The 21,065-nt window shown below is 36.9% G+C and carries 17 protein-coding genes and 1 rRNA gene; all 18 read right to left on the reverse strand.

Annotated elements, in window-relative coordinates:
• Positions 1–84 (reverse strand): 16S ribosomal RNA (locus EKG35_RS16770); the annotation flags it as partial.
• Positions 85–499: 415 nt separating this feature from the next.
• Complete coding sequence (locus EKG35_RS16775) at positions 500–769, reverse strand: pro-sigmaK processing inhibitor BofA family protein (RefSeq protein ID WP_185807799.1); 270 nt, start codon at positions 767–769, stop codon at positions 500–502.
• A 63-nt stretch (positions 770–832) separates the two neighbouring features.
• On the reverse strand, positions 833–1,048 hold the full coding sequence (locus tag EKG35_RS16780) for a YaaL family protein (protein ID WP_126295697.1): 216 nt from the start codon (positions 1,046–1,048) through the stop codon (positions 833–835).
• 126 nt (positions 1,049–1,174) lie between these two features.
• Positions 1,175–1,771, reverse strand: coding sequence for a recombination mediator RecR (recR, locus tag EKG35_RS16785; protein WP_126295698.1), 597 nt, complete (start codon positions 1,769–1,771; stop codon positions 1,175–1,177).
• 12 nt (positions 1,772–1,783) lie between these two features.
• Positions 1,784–2,098, reverse strand: a complete 315-nt coding sequence (locus tag EKG35_RS16790) for a YbaB/EbfC family nucleoid-associated protein (RefSeq protein WP_126295699.1) — start codon at positions 2,096–2,098, stop codon at positions 1,784–1,786.
• Positions 2,099–2,172: 74 nt separating this feature from the next.
• The gene (gene dnaX, locus EKG35_RS16795) at positions 2,173–3,945 is read right to left on the reverse strand and encodes a DNA polymerase III subunit gamma/tau (protein WP_126295700.1); all 1,773 of its coding nucleotides are present in this window, start codon (positions 3,943–3,945) and stop codon (positions 2,173–2,175) included.
• Positions 3,946–4,114: 169 nt separating this feature from the next.
• Entirely contained in the window at positions 4,115–5,482 is a 1,368-nt protein-coding gene (allB, locus tag EKG35_RS16800) for an allantoinase AllB (RefSeq protein ID WP_126295701.1), read from the reverse strand.
• An 89-nt stretch (positions 5,483–5,571) separates the two neighbouring features.
• The gene (locus tag EKG35_RS16805) at positions 5,572–6,648 is read right to left on the reverse strand and encodes an ABC transporter substrate-binding protein (protein ID WP_126295702.1); all 1,077 of its coding nucleotides are present in this window, start codon (positions 6,646–6,648) and stop codon (positions 5,572–5,574) included.
• A gap of 16 nt (positions 6,649–6,664) precedes the next feature.
• Positions 6,665–7,528 carry an ABC transporter permease gene (locus EKG35_RS16810; protein ID WP_126295703.1) on the reverse strand — a complete coding sequence of 288 codons (864 nt, stop codon included), beginning with the start codon at positions 7,526–7,528 and terminating at the stop codon, positions 6,665–6,667.
• A 14-nt stretch (positions 7,529–7,542) separates the two neighbouring features.
• Positions 7,543–8,265, reverse strand: a complete 723-nt coding sequence (locus tag EKG35_RS16815; protein WP_126295704.1) for an ABC transporter ATP-binding protein — start codon at positions 8,263–8,265, stop codon at positions 7,543–7,545.
• Between the two features lie 254 nt (positions 8,266–8,519).
• Entirely contained in the window at positions 8,520–11,117 is a 2,598-nt protein-coding gene (locus tag EKG35_RS16820; RefSeq protein WP_126295705.1) for a vWA domain-containing protein, read from the reverse strand.
• The gene (locus EKG35_RS16825) at positions 11,101–12,855 is read right to left on the reverse strand and encodes a vWA domain-containing protein (protein ID WP_126295706.1); all 1,755 of its coding nucleotides are present in this window, start codon (positions 12,853–12,855) and stop codon (positions 11,101–11,103) included. Before EKG35_RS16825 ends, EKG35_RS16820 begins: the two co-directional genes overlap by 17 nt.
• 11 nt (positions 12,856–12,866) lie before the next feature.
• Positions 12,867–13,745, reverse strand: a complete 879-nt coding sequence (locus EKG35_RS16830) for a DUF58 domain-containing protein (protein WP_126295707.1) — start codon at positions 13,743–13,745, stop codon at positions 12,867–12,869.
• The gene (locus tag EKG35_RS16835) at positions 13,742–14,734 is read right to left on the reverse strand and encodes an AAA family ATPase (RefSeq protein ID WP_126295708.1); all 993 of its coding nucleotides are present in this window, start codon (positions 14,732–14,734) and stop codon (positions 13,742–13,744) included. Before EKG35_RS16835 ends, EKG35_RS16830 begins: the two co-directional genes overlap by 4 nt.
• A 12-nt stretch (positions 14,735–14,746) precedes the next feature.
• Positions 14,747–16,144, reverse strand: coding sequence for a hypothetical protein (locus EKG35_RS16840; protein ID WP_126295709.1), 1,398 nt, complete (start codon positions 16,142–16,144; stop codon positions 14,747–14,749).
• Between the two features lie 11 nt (positions 16,145–16,155).
• The gene (locus EKG35_RS16845; RefSeq protein ID WP_126295710.1) at positions 16,156–17,016 is read right to left on the reverse strand and encodes an ABC transporter permease; all 861 of its coding nucleotides are present in this window, start codon (positions 17,014–17,016) and stop codon (positions 16,156–16,158) included.
• Positions 17,013–17,948, reverse strand: a complete 936-nt coding sequence (locus EKG35_RS16850) for an ABC transporter ATP-binding protein (RefSeq protein WP_126295712.1) — start codon at positions 17,946–17,948, stop codon at positions 17,013–17,015. The genes EKG35_RS16845 and EKG35_RS16850 overlap by 4 nt, the downstream gene beginning before the upstream one ends.
• Before the next feature lie 2 nt (positions 17,949–17,950).
• Positions 17,951–20,335 carry a hypothetical protein gene (locus EKG35_RS16855; protein ID WP_126295711.1) on the reverse strand — a complete coding sequence of 795 codons (2,385 nt, stop codon included), beginning with the start codon at positions 20,333–20,335 and terminating at the stop codon, positions 17,951–17,953.
• Positions 20,336–21,065 lie beyond the last annotated feature (730 nt).

Consider the following 21,065-nt stretch of genomic DNA (forward strand, 5'->3'; position numbering starts at 1 on the left):
AAGCTTCTCATCAGTTCGCTCGACTTGCATGTATTAGGCACGCCGCCAGCGTTCGTCCTGAGCCAGGATCAAACTCTCCATAAAAGAAAATTTGATATAGCTCAAATTTTTGCTGGCATCAATGTTTGATGTCCAAAATCTTGTTTCGTTCACCGACGAGGGTCAGTTACTAAAAACTATATTTCATTAACGTTTTGTTGTTCAGTTTTCAAGGTTCATATAATGCCGTTGCATTTAACAGCAACTTTTAAAGTTTAACACATCCAACTAAGGATGTCAACAACTTTATTTACTATTATTTCAGCAACTTAATTAGTATAACATTTCACTTCGAGTTAGTCAATAACTTTTTTCAAAAACTATTAACTTACTGACAGCTTATTTATTATATCACTTCTTTAAAATAACGTCAACAATTATTATTGATTTTCGATATTTTTTTGATGTGCAGAAGCGACGTTTATTAATATATCACTATATTTTATATAATGCAAGGGTTTTATTGAAAAATTGTTATCACACCTATACAAAGCACCCCCGGTAAACCTAAAACCGTTATTGTCAGCGCAGAAAATAAATTAACAGGTACAATGATATCGTAGCCATCAACAATAATATGGGCTATGTATAACAACGCAAAAGAGCAAGCTAACTTAAACCATAAAATTGCTAACTTTTCAAAGATAACACCAAAACCTATTTTCTTTCCTATTAAAACACCAAAAAAGAGCAGCGCACAAATAACACCTACTGCAACGTAAGTTATCAAACATATCTCCTTTCGATAACGTATTCATAGGAGCATATGCTGTTGTGGCTACTCTTATTATGTTCATTTAATTAAAATTTTTCGAATTCGGGCTTCTTTGAATAAATAGAAATGTATGCTCTCAGCTATTTTCCGACGTGCTATTACATCTAAATCATAATCATCTAACAGTCCTTCAATTACTTTCGCATTATTCCAATCATCCTTAGTCTCTTTTATAAGATGAATTAATTTGTCATCGAATTCTCTTTTTAATTTCCCTTTACGACTAAACATCATACAATGCCACTCACCTTATAGCGATTTAACAATTTAAAATATCTAATTTCAAACGAATTACAATAGTAGAGTCAGTTAGCAGTTAATAAAACCACAAATAATTTGTGGCAAAAGCGTTAGAAATTTTTATAATTCTCGACGTCCTTCTAACGCTTTGGATAACGTTACTTCATCGGCATATTCTAAATCGCCGCCAACTGGTAAACCGTGTGCAATTCGTGTTGTACGAATACCAGAAGGCTTTACAAGACGTGAAATATACATTGCAGTTGCTTCCCCTTCAATTGTAGGGTTAGTCGCTAAAATCAATTCTTGTACTTGTTCATCTTGTAAGCGTGTAATCAGTGAGGCTACATTGATATCCTCTGGACCAATACCGTCCATTGGCGAAATAGCCCCATGTAAAACGTGGTAGAGACCTTGATAATCGCGCATTTTTTCCATTGCAATGACATCTTTTGGATCTTGAACAACACAGATTGTCGATGCATCACGTTGTTTATCAGAACAAATTTGACACGGATCTATATCGGTAATATGTCCGCATACCGAACAATATGTTAAGTTGCGTTTTGCATCTACTAATGCTTTTGCGAAAGATAAAACTGTATCTTCCTTCATTGTTAAAACGAAAAATGCCAGTCGAGCCGCAGTTTTCGGACCGATACCTGGCAATTTCATAAAGCTATCAATTAGCTTTGATATTGGTTCAGGGTAGTACATCCATTTTACCTCCTAGAATGGAAGGTTTAAGCCTTGAGTGAATTTACCCATTGTTGCATTAGTCGTTTCTTCTACTTTCTTTAATGCCTCATTAGTTGCAACAATGATTAAATCTTCTAACATTTCCACATCTTCAGGGTCAACTACAGAAGGGTCTAAACTTACTCCAAGTACCTCGCGTTGGCCGTTCATCGTAATTTTCACCATGCCGCCGCCTGCAGTACCTTCAAATTCCTTTGCATTTAGCTCTTCCTGTGCTTGCATCATTTCCTTTTGCATTTTTTGCATTTTTTTCATCATGCCTTGCATATTGCCCATTCCTCGCATAATTGAGTTCCTCCTAAGTATTATTTATGTCGCCTTATCCATCATAACAGGGAGATTCAGCTTAATGAAAATCATTAATCCTCAACAATCTCAACAAAGTCTTTACCAAAAATCTTCTCCGCCTCTGTTACTAAAGGATCTTCAGAAGCAATTTCTTGCACATCGTCAATAAATGGCTGTTCATTTACTGTTTCCGAAATTCCAATGCCATCATCTTGCTCAGAAGCATCTTTTTTCTGATTTAAACCATTTTCTCGGATAAAGTTTTGGCGCAATGTAATCCATTCATTTTCTGGAATACATAATATTTCATACATAGTACCCGTTATTTGGGATAGTATTTGAGAAAACATGGATATTAACTCTCTATTTTCGGCAACCATTCGACAATGAATATCATACTTGAATTTTACCACAAATGCACTATTCGATGCGGCAACAGGTTCAGCTTCTGCCAACAATGCTGATTGTGATTTTTGAAGCTGGCTTAAGCTTTGCGCCCATGCATTTTTAATTTGATGAATATCTTGTTTGGTTGCACCTTTTAATACCTCTCGAATTCGTCCTGTTGGTGCATTATAGCCGCTTTGGGATTTTACACGTGGACGTGGTGCTTCTTTTTGATGCTGTACATTATTTTGTACTTGAACACCGTCTTGTATTTGTTGAGACAATTGATGTACCAATCTCTCAAGATTTGCAACTTTATCATTCAGTTCAGGGTCAATGCTTGCCGTGTTTTGAGAAACAGCGGCACCACTATTTGGTACTTGCGCCATCTTCAATAAAGCTGTTTCTAAGTAAATTTTTGTATGATGGGAAAAACGCATTTCTTGTTGCGTTTTAGCTAGTATATCGATATATCTGTAAAGTGTATCGGCGCTAAATTCATGTGCAAGCTGCAGAAACTTTTCTTCAGGTGTTACAAGTTCCAACAATTCTTCCAGTTCACTGCTTGTTTGTAATAATAATAAGTCACGGAAGAATGTAATTAAATCTTCTGCTAAACGCAAAGGATCCTTACCATCGGCGATTAGCCCCTCTATCGAAGTTAAAACTTGCGCAATTTCTTTATCTTTTAAAGCGCCTACTACATTATAAAAGACATCTTGGCCAATTGAACCACTTACAAGTAATGCATTGTCTAAAGTAAGCGTATCACCGCTGAACGATACAACCTGGTCCAGCAAACTTAACGCATCACGCATTCCACCTGCTGCTGCCTGTGCTATGACTTTTAGGGCTTGTTCTTCAAATGGCAAGTCGATATCTTCTAATATAATTTTCATTCGCTCTAAAATATCATTTGAAGATAATCGTTTGAAATCAAAGCGTTGACAGCGCGAAATAATTGTTGCGGGCAATTTATGAGGCTCTGTAGTAGCCAAAATAAATACAGCATGAGGTGGTGGTTCCTCTAATGTTTTTAATAAAGCGTTAAATGCGCTCGTTGAAAGCATATGAACTTCATCAATAATATACACTTTGAAACGTGCATTTGCAGGAGCGAATCTTACTTTTTCAATGATATCACGCATCTCTTCAACACGTGAATTAGAAGCAGCATCAAATTCGATAACATCTGGATGCGAACCTTCAGTAATACTTAAACATGTCGGGCATTCATTACACGGTTCATTCGTGGGTGCTTTCTCGCAGTTTAATGCTTTAGCAAAAATTTTCGCTGTACTTGTTTTCCCTGTCCCTCTTGGACCTGAAAAAAGATACGCATGTGTTGTTTTATTTGCTGTAAGAGCATTTTGAAGGGTTCTTTTCACGTGTGTTTGACCAGACATCTCTCGGAAACTTTGCGGCCTATACACACGGTAAAATGCTTGATAAGTCAACTTTTTCCTCCCCTTCTCTTTAGTCGTTTTTAATAGCCTTATTATAACACAAGTAAGACAAGCATTTCTTTCCCTACGTTATAAGTAACTTGCAAAAACAACAAAGGGATTTCCCAAGTGTCACGTCTTATACAAAGACTTTCCAGCATCAACATCATCAAAATTTTAATTATACCGCATCTATTAATGCTTTAATCGAAAGCCATTCTCCTCGTGTACCTAAGTTGATTTGGCCATTTTCAAACAAGACATTCCCTCGCGCAATAGTTTGCTTAATTCGGCATGGAAATGTATGACCAACATAAATACTTAGTTTATGTTTAGAAAACAACTCACTCTCATCGACTTTAAACGGTTCCATCGATACTATTACTAAATCAGCATCTTTCTCAACCTCAATTTTCCCTTTACCCTTCAATTTAAATCGATGTGCCGGATTTGTTGAAGTATATTTTGCAACTTGAAGTAAAGACATATTATTTTGTAGCACTAATTCAATAGTAGAAAGCAAAGTAAATTGCCCCCCACTAATACCGCCCCAAGCAGTAAATATATTGTGCATTTTGGAATCCTTCATATCTGGTGTACATGGGGAATGATCAGATGAAATCATATCAAATTTCCCTTCAACAAATAATGATACAAGTTGTTGCTTCACTTCCTCCTCTCTTAATGGCGGTGCACATTTCGCAATTGCTCCTTTTTCTATCAAATCATCGTGGTTAAATAATAAATAATGAGGGCAAGTTTCTAATGTAATATCCATTCCGTTTAGTTTAGCCTTTTGAATGGCTAGAACAGCATCAGGACTACTAATGTGAACAAAATGCAGAGGACAGTTTGTAATTTGTGCATATGCAATCGCACGATTAACAGCTTCAAACTCTGCGATAGCAGGTCTTGATGCTAAATAATCATCTGCTGATAACTGCCCAAACTTTATTTTTCTATTTTGCAGCCATGAAGTAATCGGTGCACTTTCTGCATGCAATGCAAGAACTTTCCCTAACTTTGAAATCTCCTGCATACCATATAAAAGTGTTAAATCATCAACGTTTTGAAATTCTTCATTACCCGTCTCCGATAAAAAAGCTTTAAAACCGACTACACCTAATTCCGCAAGCTCCTTTAAATTCTCTACATTCCCAGGAACCAAACCACCCCACAAACCAAAATCAACGCACGATTTTACTTCACCAATTGAAGCTTTATCTAATAGCGCTTTTTTATTAATAGTCGAAGGTATCCCATTTAGCGGCATATCAAAATAAGTAGTGCAGCCACCAGCAGCCATCATTTGTGATCCCGTAGAAAAACCTTCCCAAAATTCTCGTCCCGGCTCACTGAAATGAGCATGCACATCAATAACACCAGGGAAAATGTATTGATTTAATGCATCAATTTCCCTTTTTGCTGTTCCCTCTACACAATCTTGAATAGCTGAGATTTTTCCATTCCGTATTCCAATATCCATTTTTCTTATTTCTTTTTCTAAAACAATAAAGCCATTTTTTATAATTAAGTCGAATTCAATCATCTTCATTCACTCCATTCTTCGAAAGAAATAGGGGGCATCCTGAATAAATAAATTGGATTGCCCCCTAACTTGAAGTCTTATTTTATATTTTATTCTGCTACTTCAGATTTTACCAAATCTGGATTTACCTCTTTTAATAAAGTAAGATCTATATAGTCTGTTTTTTCAGGAACACTTGAAATATTCCCTGTTTCCAGCAAGTAATCTGTTACAACCGAACCGTTGCTTTGATTCGTAAACGTCTCATCTACAGTCATATCATAAACATTTCGGTTCATGATTTCTGCCACCTCTTCTTCGGTTAAATGAAGCTCGGGAGCTAATATTTTAATAGCTTCTTCACGATTTTCATTAATATAATTAGTTGCTTTCTCTAAAGCACGGATAACAGCTTTTATCGTATTAGGATTTTCCTCTAAATAATCATCTGTCACTTGTAATGTTGAATGAACACTCATCCATTCAACAGGCAAGGCTTCACCTTCAATTGCATAGCTTGTTCCACTAAACAAAAATTTACCACCATTAGCAACCGCTTTTGTAATAAATGGTTCCCACGCTGCCATCGCATCAATATTCCCACTTTGCAATGCAGTTAGTGCATCACTCGGCGCAAGGTTTGCAACTTCTACTTTTGATAAATCTACATTGTATTCTTCAGCCATTTTATTTATTGCAATTTGCACATCGGCACCAGCAGGAATACCAATTGTCTTACCTTCAAAATCTTTTGGCGAATTGATATTTGCTTCCGGACCAGCTACTACCGCTTGAGTACCAGCAATTTGTGCAACTGGTGCTACAATTTTCACACCAACACCTGAAGAAGCTAAAATAATATCCATGAAATTCGTTTGTAAACTAATCGGCGCACTTCCACCAGCTACCATTGGAGCGATATCCGGACCACTTTCAATTAGAGTATTCGTTACTATTAATCCTTCTTCTTTAAAATAGCCTAATTTATCAGCAATAATTTGTTGTGAAGAAATTTGTGCATCACGAACACCGACAATTTCAATTTCAGTTTGTTCTAAATCGTTGCTTTCAGGGCTGGCAAATTCATCGGAATCAGCAGTGTTAGTTGGAGCACTCTCCTCTCCTCCATTACAAGCAGATAAAATTATTATCAAAGCTGCTACAAAAAACATTAACCATTTTTTCATACTCATTTCCCTCCTATTATTTTTCTATCGCATCTGCAAAGCCGCCTTTTCTCCATGAAAGCATTTTTCTTTCAACAAGCTTTAATGTATAGGAAAATAAGCTGTACTCAATACCAATAACAATAATTGCTACATACATATTTGAAAGCTTGAAATAGTTTCGAGCATCTACAATGATATATCCCAATCCAGAAGTAGCACCCATCATTTCTGAGACAACAAGGGCAGAAAAAGCCAGCCCTAAACTTATTTGACAGCCTGCTAATATATTTGGCAAAACGGACGGCAGAATTACCTTTTTGTAAATCTGCTGATCTGATGCACCTAAACTTAGCGCTGAACGAATTAATACCGGTCTTACAGATTTAATTCCTTCAATCGTATTTGTTAATACAGGGAAGAATACAGTCCATGCAATCAAAATAATCTTTGGAATTTCACCAATCCCAAACCAAATGATAAACAATGGCAATATAGCAAGGGATGGTATAGGTCCCAGCATATTTAAAATAGGGGAGGCCCAATAATCTATTAATTTTGATTTCCCTATAATGAGGGCAAGGACAACACCCGCTAAAATTCCGATCACAGTTCCAACAAAAACTCTTATCGTGCTAGAAATAATACTATCAGTCAAAACTCCTGTTTGAATTAATTGCCATCCTTGAACCGCAATAATACTTGGAGGTGGAAAGAAATTTGAATTAACCAATTCAAAGGTAATATTTAATCTTGTAAGACATTCCCAAAGCACAAAAAATGAAATAATCGGTATATATTTTTTTATCGTGAGATTTAATTTCGTACTATTTAAATTCCGTTTTTGATTACTCTTGGCCGCAGAGGGTTCTGTAATTTTATCAACTTGATTTACATTCATTTTCCTTCCCTCCTTTAATTAACCAATACCTGTTCTAATTCAAAGACTAGATCACCAAATCGCTCTTGATGGTATTTCCTAGGCCGCGGTAAATCGATATGCAAATCTTTAGCGATTGAGCCGTTTTTCATTACGATAACCCGATCCGCTAAATAAACCGCTTCAGAAATATCATGAGTTATAAAAATAATGGTAGTTTTTAGTTCCATCCATATTTCAATCAATTCTTTCCGCAAGCTTTCTTTAGTAAATACGTCCAATGCGCCAAACGGTTCATCCATTAGAAGAAGCTTTGGTTCAGCTGCAAGTGCACGCGCAATGCCTACACGTTGTTTCATTCCTCCTGATAATTCCTCAGGATAATGATTTGCATATTTTTCAAGACCAACCTTTCGTAAGTGTGTTTGGGCTATTTCAACAGCCTTCTTCTCGTCCACACCTTGTACAACGGGGCCAAATGTAACATTTTTTAAAACTGAGTACCATGGAAACAAAGCATGTTCTTGAAAAACAACACCTCGCTCCTTGGATGGACCTGTTATCATTTGACCATCAACATATATAGAACCTTCATCAGGTTGTATAAATCCTGCTATTAAATTAAGCATTGTTGACTTGCCGCAGCCACTATGGCCTAAGATACAAATGAACTCGTGAGTTTTTATTTTTAAATTAATATCTTTTATAATCGGATGATCGTTGTAACTTTTTTTAACACCATTTAAAGTTAATTCCATATTAATCACCCTTCCATGTTATTTTTTATTACATTTATAATACTATTTCAAATTTTCAAATAAGTCATTGGTTACTTTTTTCAAAAATATTAGGTTCAATTGGTTACTTTGAATAAAGGAGGAGATAAATTATGTTATAAAAATTGACGTAAAATGACGGAGAATATATCTTGTGTTTAATTAGATTCGAGGTAAAAACTCTTAAAATATACCATAAGGGACTACCCAATTGGATAGTCCCTTAAATTTAAAAATTATCTTTTCTTCATTCCCTTTAAAATCTGGGCGACATTCGTCTCTTCTTCTATAATTTGCCCGTCATTTGCAGATTTTTTTGGCTTTCCAACAGCTTGGAAGAAGCCCCAACCAAAACGTCTTAAAGTGATGTCGATAAAGAATAACAGCATACTTGCCAACACAAGCCATGTTGCAATACTTTGCCGTTCAGCACCTTTTACTGTAAATTCGCGAAATGCCTCAGCTGGTTCCTCAATAATTTTTCCACCTGTTCGGTCTACAATTTGCGTAAGCAATGTTTCATTCGGCGGTTGCAATTCATATTCCGCGCTATATGGTATCGTAAGTCCTGCTTGGTAAATAGAACCATCACCACTATTTATTCTAAAGAATACTAGCCCGGGATCAGCCTCTACATTTACACGCAATTTGCTTGCTGAAATTGGTTCAAGCTGTACTTCCAGCTCTTCTCCTAATTCATTAACAACTGCTACATCTAGAAATGCGGCTTTATTTGAAGGGTCAGTAATAGTAAATACACCGTCTGCATCTAAACGTATATCGTAAGCAATATCATTATAGGTTGGCAGCATTCTTGAGATTGCTGTATTCCAGAAGTTAGTCCACTCATTCCAGCGAGCCCAATCTCCAGTCCAAGCACCTGTTGAGTCAGAGGTAAATGCTATCGTTTTTCCTAATCCGTATTGCCATTCTGCTAATACAGGGTCTTCCTTTTCACTTTCTGCAACTACGACTGCGGTTTGCTTCGCTGTCGTTCCAATATATGCATTCATTTGTGGAACGCCTTGTTCAAACAAATGATTCCATCCTTCCGCGTTATATACAATCGGGTAGAACGGATTGTCTTCAATGTACGTTCTTGAAATCATTGCAGTCTCACGCGATAAAATTGAAGGAATCGTCGTTTCATCAAGTACATTATAAAAACGTCCACTGCCAAGCTCACTTAACATCTCAAGCAAACCAGCATCAGCATCAGATCCAATTGCAACCGTAGAAAGAGTTATATTACTCTCTTTTCCCTCTTCTATTAAATCTTCATAACTGCTATTTGTATAGGACTGTCCATCTGTTAGCAAGATAATGTGTTTTCGCTGCAATTGTAAATCAGCCAAATTTTCATACGCCATCGCCAATGACGAATAAATTTCGGTTCCACCGCCAGGAGCAATTGATAAAATTGTATTTACTGCTTCCTCTTTATTATCTAGCGGTTTGGTTTCAATAATTTCCCACGGCCGATCATCGAAGGCAATAAATCCAAGTGTATCACCATCTCGTAGTAACTCTACTGATCGGGCAGCCGCCTCTTTCGCCAGCTCAATTTTTGGTCCCATCATACTGCCAGAGCGGTCAAGCACAATGACAAGCCCAAGTGACGGTAATTGTTGTTTCCCTTTCACTTCCATCTCTACCGGCAGCAGCTCTTCGATAGGAGTTTTAAAGTATCCTCCCAGCCCGAAACTATTTTCACCACCGACCATCATAAAGCCTAAACCAAAATTCTTCACTGCCTGCTCAATAATTCCCATCTTTTCCTCACCAACAAGATGTCCAGGGATATTATCAAAAATAATCGCATTGTAATGTAAATAGCTTGATAGTGAACTCGGCAATTCACTTGGCCCTATTACATCATGAGCAATAGCATTTGGTCCAAGAGCCGCTGAAATCGGGGAGCCCTTTTCATTATCACTGACGATTAATAACCTTGGAGAACTTTGCACCATCGTAATACTCGTCAACTTGTTATTTTCAATGATCGCATCGTTATCAGTTTGAACGAGCGCTTCATATTTTACTAAGCCCTCTGCATTTCCAATATGAGGATACGTAAAAACATTCGAACCTTCCTCTAATTGAACTGTTTCTTGGTGAATAAGCTGGTCGTTTTCATATAAATACAGTTCTCCTTGGGCAGCAGTTGTCGCTTCAATTTCTGTAACGAGCTGTTGCTGTTCCCCTGCAAAAGCAACTTGAGGCGTAGTAAAGCTCTGAATAGAAATATCTGCTTCTACATCTTTACTTAGCTCTACAATATCAATTGAAACGTTGCTGCCTGTCATTTTTGTCAGCTGTTCAGAAACATCCCCTTTTGTTTCCAATCCATCTGTTAACAACACAATTCGGGTTGCTTTTTCACGGTCAACGATACCTGTCGCCAATTGCAATGCTTGTGCAATATTTGTTGCACTCTCACCGGTAATTTCACTTAACGAAGGAACATGCTCTAACTTATCAGATAAAATGGATTCCGTTTGAAGATTAGAAGCAAATGAATAAATTCCAACAAGGTGAGAATCTTTTTTTGCTTTTAAGCTTTCTTCAATAAAAGCAACTGTCTGCTCTTCAGTCCCCTCAACAGAAGCTGAACGGTCAATTAAAAAAACAACCTGTTCTTCTTTAACCGGCAGTAATAAATATGGGGATGCTATAGCAAATACAAGTAATACAACAGCACATATCCGAATAACAAAAACCACAAGCTGATTCTTTTTCAATTGAGACCGATGATGCCACCATGTCCATATTAAATAGGCAATTGACGGAATAAGTAATAATAAGGCGAGTGGGTAATCAATTCGCAAATCCACGTCTTCTTTGCACCTCCCACTCAATGACTAGCAATAATAAAATAGGCAACAACAGCCATATTAACAGTGATGTTTTTGATGTTTCCTCTTCACCACTATTTTCAAGTGTACCCAGCTCAAAACTTGTTCCTTCTTGTATAGAACGCTCTTGTGCTGGAAGTTGAACAATGAACGGCTTTTCTTCTTCCTGAGATTTCACTGTATATAACCCAGGTTCAGTAGGTGCTTTAAACTGACGAGCGTTTTCAAAGGAAGAAATATATTCATCATTTGATGCATAAATTGACCAATCCCCAGGAATCAGCGAAATAGCCCGACTTTCATTTGGGGAGAAAGTACCTAAAGAAGTTGTTCCCGCCATGAGCTCATTTTGTACGCTCCATAAAAATAGAGGAAATGATGGATGAAGCGGCCAATCAGTTGATTGAATATCCGCTAAAACAATAATATCTCCGCTTGAGGAACGTTGAATAAATGGTTTACCACCAATCGTTGCAATTGTTTCATAATCATCAAACGATGGATATATTGAGTTTACATACACATCCTCTAATGAGCTAAATGCAAATAACGGGTCCTCTGATACATCTACTAAGTTATTCACTTCAACCGCTGTCTCATCATTACGACCAATTAGCATAATAGGTGTATTCGTTTTTCCGAGAAGCTCCGTTTGATTCGTAATAATCATTGCTTCATTTGCCATTGATACAAGCTGATTTGATGGCACAATTTTTACATCTGTGTCTAAAGACTGAAAACCTTTTTGTACAAGTTGATGCATTTGTTGATCAATAACGATTTGAGACATACCGTTTCCAACAAGAGTGACCATTGAGTTATCAGACTCATAGTCATCTTCAACTTGAAGATTTGCTGACAAAACAGCTGTTATAGGCAGCTCTTCAAATGTTTTTGTAAGCTCTTCTTCACTCCCTAATGCCAACTGTTCCTCGATAAGTACCTCCCCAGCTTCGTTGCTTAATGAAAGTTGGACATTAAGCTCTCTCTTTGTTTCATTTTTTAATTGAATAAGTGGAAGCGTATGCTCCCCGTTAGCGGTTGCAGCAAAACGAGTAATTGCAGCATTCTCTAACTCTTTATTTGCTCCTTTGACTATCCATTTAACATGCTCATTTTCAATAGGCAGTTCTCCACGGTCCACAGCATCGGTAAATAAATAGATAGAAGTAGAAGTATCACCAATAAAAGCCTGCGCCATATCAATAGCTTTAGGTAATTGCTCCTCCTCATAAGTGACTTCTAAACTATCAATTGCTTTATGTATAGCAGCCGACTCTGTTTCTTGTCGAACGATTGTTTTCGGTTCATCACCCGTTGAAATAATCGTGAGCGGACGTCCACTTAACTCTGATACGAGAGATTTCATCGTCTCCTTATGCTGATCAAAAGTAGTTGTATTATCTTTTCCAGCTAGCATTGTGGCAGATGTATCAACAATCCAAATCGCTTGCTCACCCGACATCTCAGTGGATTTCACAAAAGGATTTAACAAGGCTAAAACAAATAATATAAGCGACAGCAGTTGTAAATACAGCAGCATATTTTTTTGTAAATGCTTTAAGTATGGTGAAGCTTTTGTTTCTTGCATGGCTTCTGCCCAAAAAATCGTTGAGGAAACATGCTGGTCTTTATATTTTTTACGGAAGAAGTAATAAATCAAAACGATTATTGGCAAAATGGCAGTCCATAAAAATACTAGATTACTAAATCCCAAAAAACTTCACCTCACTGTACCCAACGTGACTTCAATAGTTTATTAAAAAGTGCATTTTGCAAACCATCCTCAACAATCAGCTGAGTCTTCCGAATGCCAAAACGGTTAACAAGCGCATCAAATTGCGCCTCATGTTCTAATCGAGTCTTTTCATAATTAGCAAGTACTCTATTTGAAACGGATACATTCACATCACTTGCCGTTTCTGAATCAATTAGTCGAATATCTCCTGAAAAAGATGGATTCAGCTCTTCCTCCGTTACTATTTGAATACAACGGACATCCCCTGAAAACCGAGGCAATCGCTTTAGAAATTGCTCCCAGTTTGCCATTGGCTCTAATCCATCAGTTACAATAAATAGAACTGTACTATCCTTCGGCAGCACTTTTATTCCATCCTGCGTAAAACTTCCAACACCACGCGCATCCTCAAGACTTGAAACGACTTGTAAAAAAGGCTTCCGGTATGTTGCCCCCTTTTTCCTAAACGGCATTGCATGAGTTTCTCCTACATACGAAAAAGACAAACGATCATCTCGGTTTAACACCATTAATCCTAATGCAGCTGCAACTTGTCGTGCAAATAGCCATTTCTTCTCTTCACCCATTGAACGGGTTGCATCAAGTAATATATGGACACGCATTTCTTGTTCATCTAAAAATCGTTTAATAAAAAATTTTTCCGTGCGCGCAAAAACATTCCAATCGACTTGCCTTACATCATCGCCCAATGTATATTCTCGAAAGTCAGAGAAATCAAGCGAGGCGCCAAATCGCTGGGACCGGTGCGAACCTTTATGCTGGCCGCGTAATTTTGATGAAGTAGCGATAGATAAACGGCTGATTTTTGAAATCCAGTCATCTGGTAAAATTAATCCGGTTTGCTTCATAGCCGTGCGCCTTGTTTAATAGATAATAGTTCTTCAATTAAATCATCAACCGTCTTTCCAGATGCTTCACCTTCATAATTCAACATCATGCGGTGACGAAGTGCTGGCTTTGCAACCGACTTAATATCTGCAATCGAAACGTGGAATCGACCATTCATAACAGCACGAGCTTTTGCCAATTTAATAATACTTTGCAATCCACGAGGTCCACTGCCATACATAACATAATCCTTCACTTCCGGCAATGCGTCTTCTCCGCCTGGATGTGTAGCTACTACGATGCTTACTGCATATTCCATCATTTCATCTGCTACTAAAACTTCCTTTACCATTTGCTGCACAAGAATTAGCCTTTCACTATTCATTATCTTCTCTAATGCTATTTCTTCAGCACCGGTAGTCCGTTTCATAATTTCGATTAATTCTGTCTTAGATGGATATGGTACTAATATTTTGCATAAGAAGCGGTCCATTTGCGCTTCTGGCAATGGATACGTCCCTTCCATTTCAATTGGATTCTGAGTTGCCAAAACAAAGAAAGGTCTAGCCATTTTCTTTGTATCGCCTAAAATCGTTACAGTCTTCTCACCCATTGCTTCAAGTAAAGCACTTTGAGTCTTTGGCGTAGCACGGTTTATTTCATCTGCTAAAACCATTTGGCTAAAAATAGGGCCTTGCTGGAATACAAACTGCTGTTTTCCATTTTCAGCTCGTTCGATAATATTTGTTCCAGTTATATCTGTAGGCATTAAATCGGGTGTAAACTGAATTCGCGAAAAGGACAAGTCTAGCACCTCTGAGACTGTCCTGATTAACATTGTTTTCCCTAAACCCGGCAATCCTTCTAGCAATGCATGCCCATCAGCTAAAATAGAATATAAAATATATTCAACTGCTTCTTCCTGTCCCACGATAAACTTACTAATTTCCTTTTTTACCAATTGCAATTCTTCACTTATTTCATAATACTGCTGTTCACTAAAAGCCACTTCCTCATCTCCCTACTCATTCGACTCTATAGAAGAAAAATATGATTGCACAATATCCTGCAAATCTTTCGGTAGTTGTATACGTTCAGAACTTTCTAAATAACTTTCTTTATATTGACCAATTACTTCTTCATAAGGTCGAATTGTTCCTTTTGTAACAGGTACTGAACCTTTTTGTTCTCCAACAGGTTCGCCTTCATTAAGCGGACCTCCATCTACTGTTGTATCATTATTTCCACCGATACGCCCCGGAATTGAAAGCAAGTCGCGGCTTCCTTGACCTAAACCGGCACCACTTCCACCCCTACCCTGACCATTACCTTGGCCCGATCCATTGCCTTGACCATTGCCTTGACCATTGCCTTGGCCATTACCTTGACCTGAGCTGCCATTGTTTCCCTGACCTTGTTGATTTGAATTTTGCCCATTACCTTGATTTTGTGAGCTGCTCTGATTACCATTTTGATTATTCGAATTGGAGCTTCCGTTATTATTTGCCTCATTTTTTGACTCTGAGCCTAATTCACTGGCAATAGCATTCTGTAAATCAAAGCTAATTGGTTTTCCAAGCTTACTTAACGCAGATTGTGTATTATTTGCTGTGCTAGCAAGCTCATTTTGCAGCTCCATAAGTTCTTTTAACTGCTCTTGTTCTTCTGCAGTTAACCCATCAGAGGTTTTCGCTTCACCTTGCTCTACTGAAGTCTCTTTTTCTTTCAGTTTTTGCTCCTGAAGCTTTAATTCCTTCTGCTTTTTCACCACTTCACGCAATGCTTCTTCAGATGCTTCCATTTCCTTTAATTTATTTGTAAGTTCCTGCAATTGTTTTTTTACATTATCTGTTTTCGTCTTTTTTTCTAACTTCGCTACTTCTTCCTCTAGCTCCTCAATGACATTTTGTTCTTTTTCAATAACATGTGCCTCTTGCTGTGTTGCCGAAGGAAAAATTGATAATATCCCAATAACTATTGTCATCAGAAGGATGCCGATAAGCACTCTTGCTTTCCATAGCTCTTTTTTGCGTTTTTTAAAACGCTCATAAGCTGCTGATGATTCTTTTTTTGCTTTTTCTAATAATGAATTCACCAACGGGTTCTCTGAATCGTTGAATGATAATACTGTAACTAGCTCATTATGAGGATAAAAAGCATCTAACCGGTGTAATGCGTCCCTTTCACGGACATGTTTCCACCAAATAAAGAATATAGTTGCAATGAGTACAGCAATGCCAACTACAATGGCAACCTCATCATAATGCGGAAAAACAAACAGCCTAGAAACAATTAGGATCACCGTACTCATACTAAGCCCAAGTAAAATTCCAAATTGCAATCTCGGCAGCATGTATTCAAAATTTAAGCTTCTTTTTGCTTTCCGCACAAATTGCCTTAATATTTTCCTCTGATCCATTATTGCTTCTCCTATCTGTTCGTTTTCATATTAGCGCGCAGCTTACGAATTGCTATTGCTAAGCAGCCTACTGTTATTAATAAATAAAAAATCAAATAAACAACCCAAATAGGGAAAGATATGCCGACTAAAGAATCAATAGTATTCGTTATTTCAGGATAAAGGATTGACAGCATCAATGCCCCTGGATTTATGCTAACCCAGAAATAAGTAATAGGTGAAAACGGCATTAAATTCTGTGTTCCAGCATATCCAGTCGCCATTTGATCCATTGAAACACCGATAAAGAAGAAGAAAGCTGTAATGCCTCCTAAAAATATCATTGCCCCATAAGTTGCAATCATCGATACAATTGTTTTCTTTGTAATAGTTGAGAACATAATTCCGATACTACCAATTGCAATCAAAGTTACTAGGTAGAAAAGGAAAATTGTTACGTATTGAGAAGGTGATACACCACCAAATAAAAATACAAGACTATATAGCGGCAACCCTGCAACTAACATTAGAATTAAAAACACTACAGATGATACGAGTTTTCCTACAATTATTTGTGTAGAGCTTTGTGTTGTAGTTAATAATATATTTAGTGTTTGCTTTTCTCGTTCCGTACTAATAGCACCCGCTGTTAAACCCGGTGTTATAAACATAACAAGAGCCATCTGAAGTACACTTAGAACAGAAAACATTGTAAAGCTGTCACTTGGTCTAAAAAAGGCTGTTCCTGAAAATTGCGTATAAATCATTAAAAAGCCTACGACGAAAATACATAAAACAGCCAAATAAAACATTAACCCTGAAAAGCTTTTAAAGGCGCGGAAACGCAATTTTAATTCTTTCATTAATACCGGGTTTGAAAAACGATTCATCATTTAACATCCGCTCCTTTCGTAATCGCCATAAAGACATCCTCTAAATCCTTTTCTTCCTCTGTTAATGAATAGATTGGAATGTCTGCTAGCATCGCTTTACGTAGAAGGTTCACCTGGTCCTCTGTAGTACCCCGATAATTAAAGGCGATTTCACCTTTTTCATCTGCAACTTCTATGGAAGAAATATGTGGATTTTCCTCAAAAAATACACGTGCCTTTTCCAATTGATGCACCACTTTTACAATAATTCGTTTTTCGCCCTGCAATTGTTCTTGAATTGTTTGTACATTACCATGGGCAATCAATTTTCCATTATCAATAACACCAATTTCATCACACATTTCTGCAAGCTCTGGTAGAATATGCGATGAAATCAAAATAGTTTTGCCCATCGATTTTAAATGCTTAAGTATATCTCGCATTTCCACTCTGGCACGTGGATCTAAACCTGATGCAGGTTCATCTAAAATTAATACCTTCGGATCATGAATGAGAGAACGCGCTAGGCATAGGCGCTGCTTCATTCCCCGGGAAAGTAAATCTACGTATTCATAACGTTTATGCGTCAAGTTAACAAGCTCCAATAACTGTGGGATTAATACTTGTCGTTCTGAATAAGATATTCCATAACTTGCACCATAAAAATCTAAATATTCATCTGCTTTTAATTGGTCATAGACACCGAAAAAGTCTGGCATATAACCGAGCTGTTTGCGGACCTCTTTAGGTTCCCGCACCACGCTTTTACCGTTAATGAACGCATCTCCTGAAGTAGGAGAAAGAAGAGTGGCCAATATTGAAAAGGTTGTAGATTTTCCAGCACCGTTTGCCCCTACAAAACCGAACACAACCCCCTCATCTAACGATAAATTCAAATTATCTAAAGCTGTAAAAGAACCGTACTTTTTTGTTAGTCCTTGAATTTCAATCATCATTATTTTGCCACCCCCTTAATTTCAACATCAGGCAGTCTGACTTGAGTGCCCATATCATTATTCGTTAAACGTACAAGCACTTTCAACTGGCCATCCTCTGAAATATATTGATCCAAATTTGTTGTAAATGATTTATTGTTTTCACTGATTTCTTCATATTGAGACGTATTTATATTCCAAATAGCCATTTCAATACGATTAGAATCCTTATTTGAAATATTAATTTCTGTCCAAGATGACTCTTCTAGAAGTTCTTCAGGTAGATAAACCAAATAATCATATTCTCCTTTGTCTAAATACCATTCATTAGTCGCTTCATTGATTAATTCCATATAACCCGATGACACTGGCTCTACATATTCTTGTAATGCATCTTTATCTAATGTAAATTCCCCTGATAGTTCCATACTAGGTTTAAATGTTTGAATTAAATATGCTACAGGCGATACTTCCGCATTCCCGTCTAGTTCAATTCCTACAAGGGCTTCTTCTGTCCAGGCAACAATTGCAGGTAGACGTTCGCCTTCTGTTAAGCCTGCTGCACCATACTTTAATTTCTCTAAGCGCATCGGCAGAATGTCTTCTTTTGATTGTGGTGTAGAGTAATTATAGTTTGAAGTGGAAGGCGCTAGAAGGACCGATCCTTTCACCTCTTCTGAGACCTCTAATGTACTATTTGGCTCGATATCTCCTAATTGAATTTCACGTGAACCAGACCAAATTGCCACATCATTTAATTTAAATGGGAAGTTATTTGTTACCGTACCTTCCACTTTTCCATTTGTTAACTTTAATTGAATATCCATATTTCCCGCATCTTTAATTTGTGATTGCCCAACAATCGATTGAACAGACCAATAGTTTAAATTTTGCAGATTAATAGTTGAATTATTTGCATGCTGTTTTACGTAGGACTTCTCGTGCAATACAGCAGTGGATTCACCCATATAGTTTCTATTGCGTGTTGCAACAGCAGTTGTATTTTCATCTGTTGTAAAAGTAAAGTCGCCACTACGGTTAGTTAGGATCGTTTCAATATAGTTACCCGACAAATTGGTACCTTCCACTTTATAAAAAGCAGATTGCTGTATTTGTGATTGCATTAAACGATCTTTTGCCCCGAAAATAAACATACATAGTGATAAAGAAATCGAAACAACTGGAATTAGCCACCATGCATGCTCCCGTTTATCCATCCGTTTTAAAACAAGATAAAGAATTGGGCCAATAAATAAGATATAAATAATAACGATAATAACTAGCACTGTTGTTGAAACTTCAAAGGAAGGAAACAACTCATTGACGCTGCCAACCTCATAAGGTAAATAATCGTTATAGTTGCCATAGTAAGCTCCATACGATGGCATTTGCAGTGTTTGTAAGCTTAAAATGTTGGTCATTAACTTTGAGTATCCATCCATTGCAGATAAAGGCTGGTCTCCCAAAGAAAACGTTGTTTGAATAATACGACCGCTTCCTAGCTCTGTTGCTGATGCAAGAATTGTTTCACCATCTGCCAAGATTCGAACACTGTCCTCTTTTTCCTGAGCTCGATATACTTCAATTCCTTGTGTAAAGATTCCGTCATTTGATAATGTTCTTAAGCTTTCTTTAGATACTCCTACCCTCTCTGTCGAAAGCGATAACGGTAGATGCTCTTTAAAAATTCCAGATGAAGCCTCTACTTGATCTGATGCACCAATTAAAAGTGTTCCACCTTGTTCAACCCAGCTTAAAATTGCTTTTTGTTGCTCTTCTGAAAAATCCGCTAAACTTATTTCATCTACTGCTAAAACATTCGCAATTTCCAACCCTTTAGCATCTGAAGGAAATTCAAAATCTTTAATTTGATTTAAATGGAAAACTTCAACATTGTATGTAGCATTTTGTCTTAAACGTAAAAATGCGGCTAAACGGTCGCTATTTTCAGTTAATGTATAGATAAATGTTGATTCCATCTCATAAAATTGCGGTCTTACTGATTTATCTCCAGAAAAACCAATAGCTTTCCCTTCCTCAATGCCGCCTTCATAGAAGTAAAATAAATTTGGTTGTTGAACTCCTGAGTACATAAAATCATCTGAAAGTCCATTTAAGTAAAGCTGAACGGTTTTCGTTTCACCTTCTGCAATATCAAGTGGATACACTAGTCCGGATCCAACTGCATAGGATTCAGCCGCATCAATGACTAAGTCTCCCGAAAACGCCGATCCATTATTAGTAATTGTCAGCTTTAATGGCAACGGTGTATAATACTTTACTTTATTTGATATTCCGACTTCGGCTTTTACGTCTAGCTTTGGTGCTGCACTGGCAGTTTCAATATGAATAAAACAGCCGATAAAAGCTATTAAAAAAGCAATGATTAAATTTCTTTTAAACAAAATCTCAACCCCTTCAAATTTCCGCTTTATAATTGGTACGTTTTTATGCCAATTAAGTTCCAATTTTACCAAATAATAAGGATTTCTTCAGAAAGTGTTCGTGCTGTTCGTATAAAGCTTCTAAACAAAGATGTTGAACAAGGTTTTTAACATCACTATCTTCTTTATAACTTTTAATAAAAAAGAATACACATTTTGATTGGCACAAAAGATTTTACCATAAAAAACCAAGTTTAAAGAGCAATACTTTACTTAATCAAAAATTGCTGTAACAATTTTTCGTGGGAGAAAATCCAATAATAATCCAAAATCTAAAACTGAATAGTATACCGCATTTTAAAGTGGATGAAATTTGAAAGCAAAAATTCTTTAGTTTTAAAAAGAGAAAAAAATCGGCTTATGTAAACTAAGGGGGTGATTATTTTAGTAAAAAACCGCCTAGCTATTATTAATGTATAGGGGAAAGGCTAGCTTATTCTCGGAGGTATGTAGGGAAGAATTAGTTCAATTGTTTTAATTTATATCTCAAAAATGCTAAAGTACCTTACTAAAAATTTTAAAGACAAATATTAAATTAAAACTCAAAGTTTAAAACAACCAAAATTAATTATAAAGGTTCTATGTCAAATGTTGGGGTGAAGTGATATTACACGGCACCCCGATTATCCTAAATGAACCCCAATTTTCTTATATAAATTATTTAATAAAATTTTCGCTTTAAAGTGTTCAT

Origin of the sequence: Lysinibacillus telephonicus (assembly GCF_003966145.1) — a bacterium.
Taxonomy (GTDB): Bacteria; Bacillota; Bacilli; order Bacillales_A; family Planococcaceae; genus Ureibacillus; species Ureibacillus telephonicus.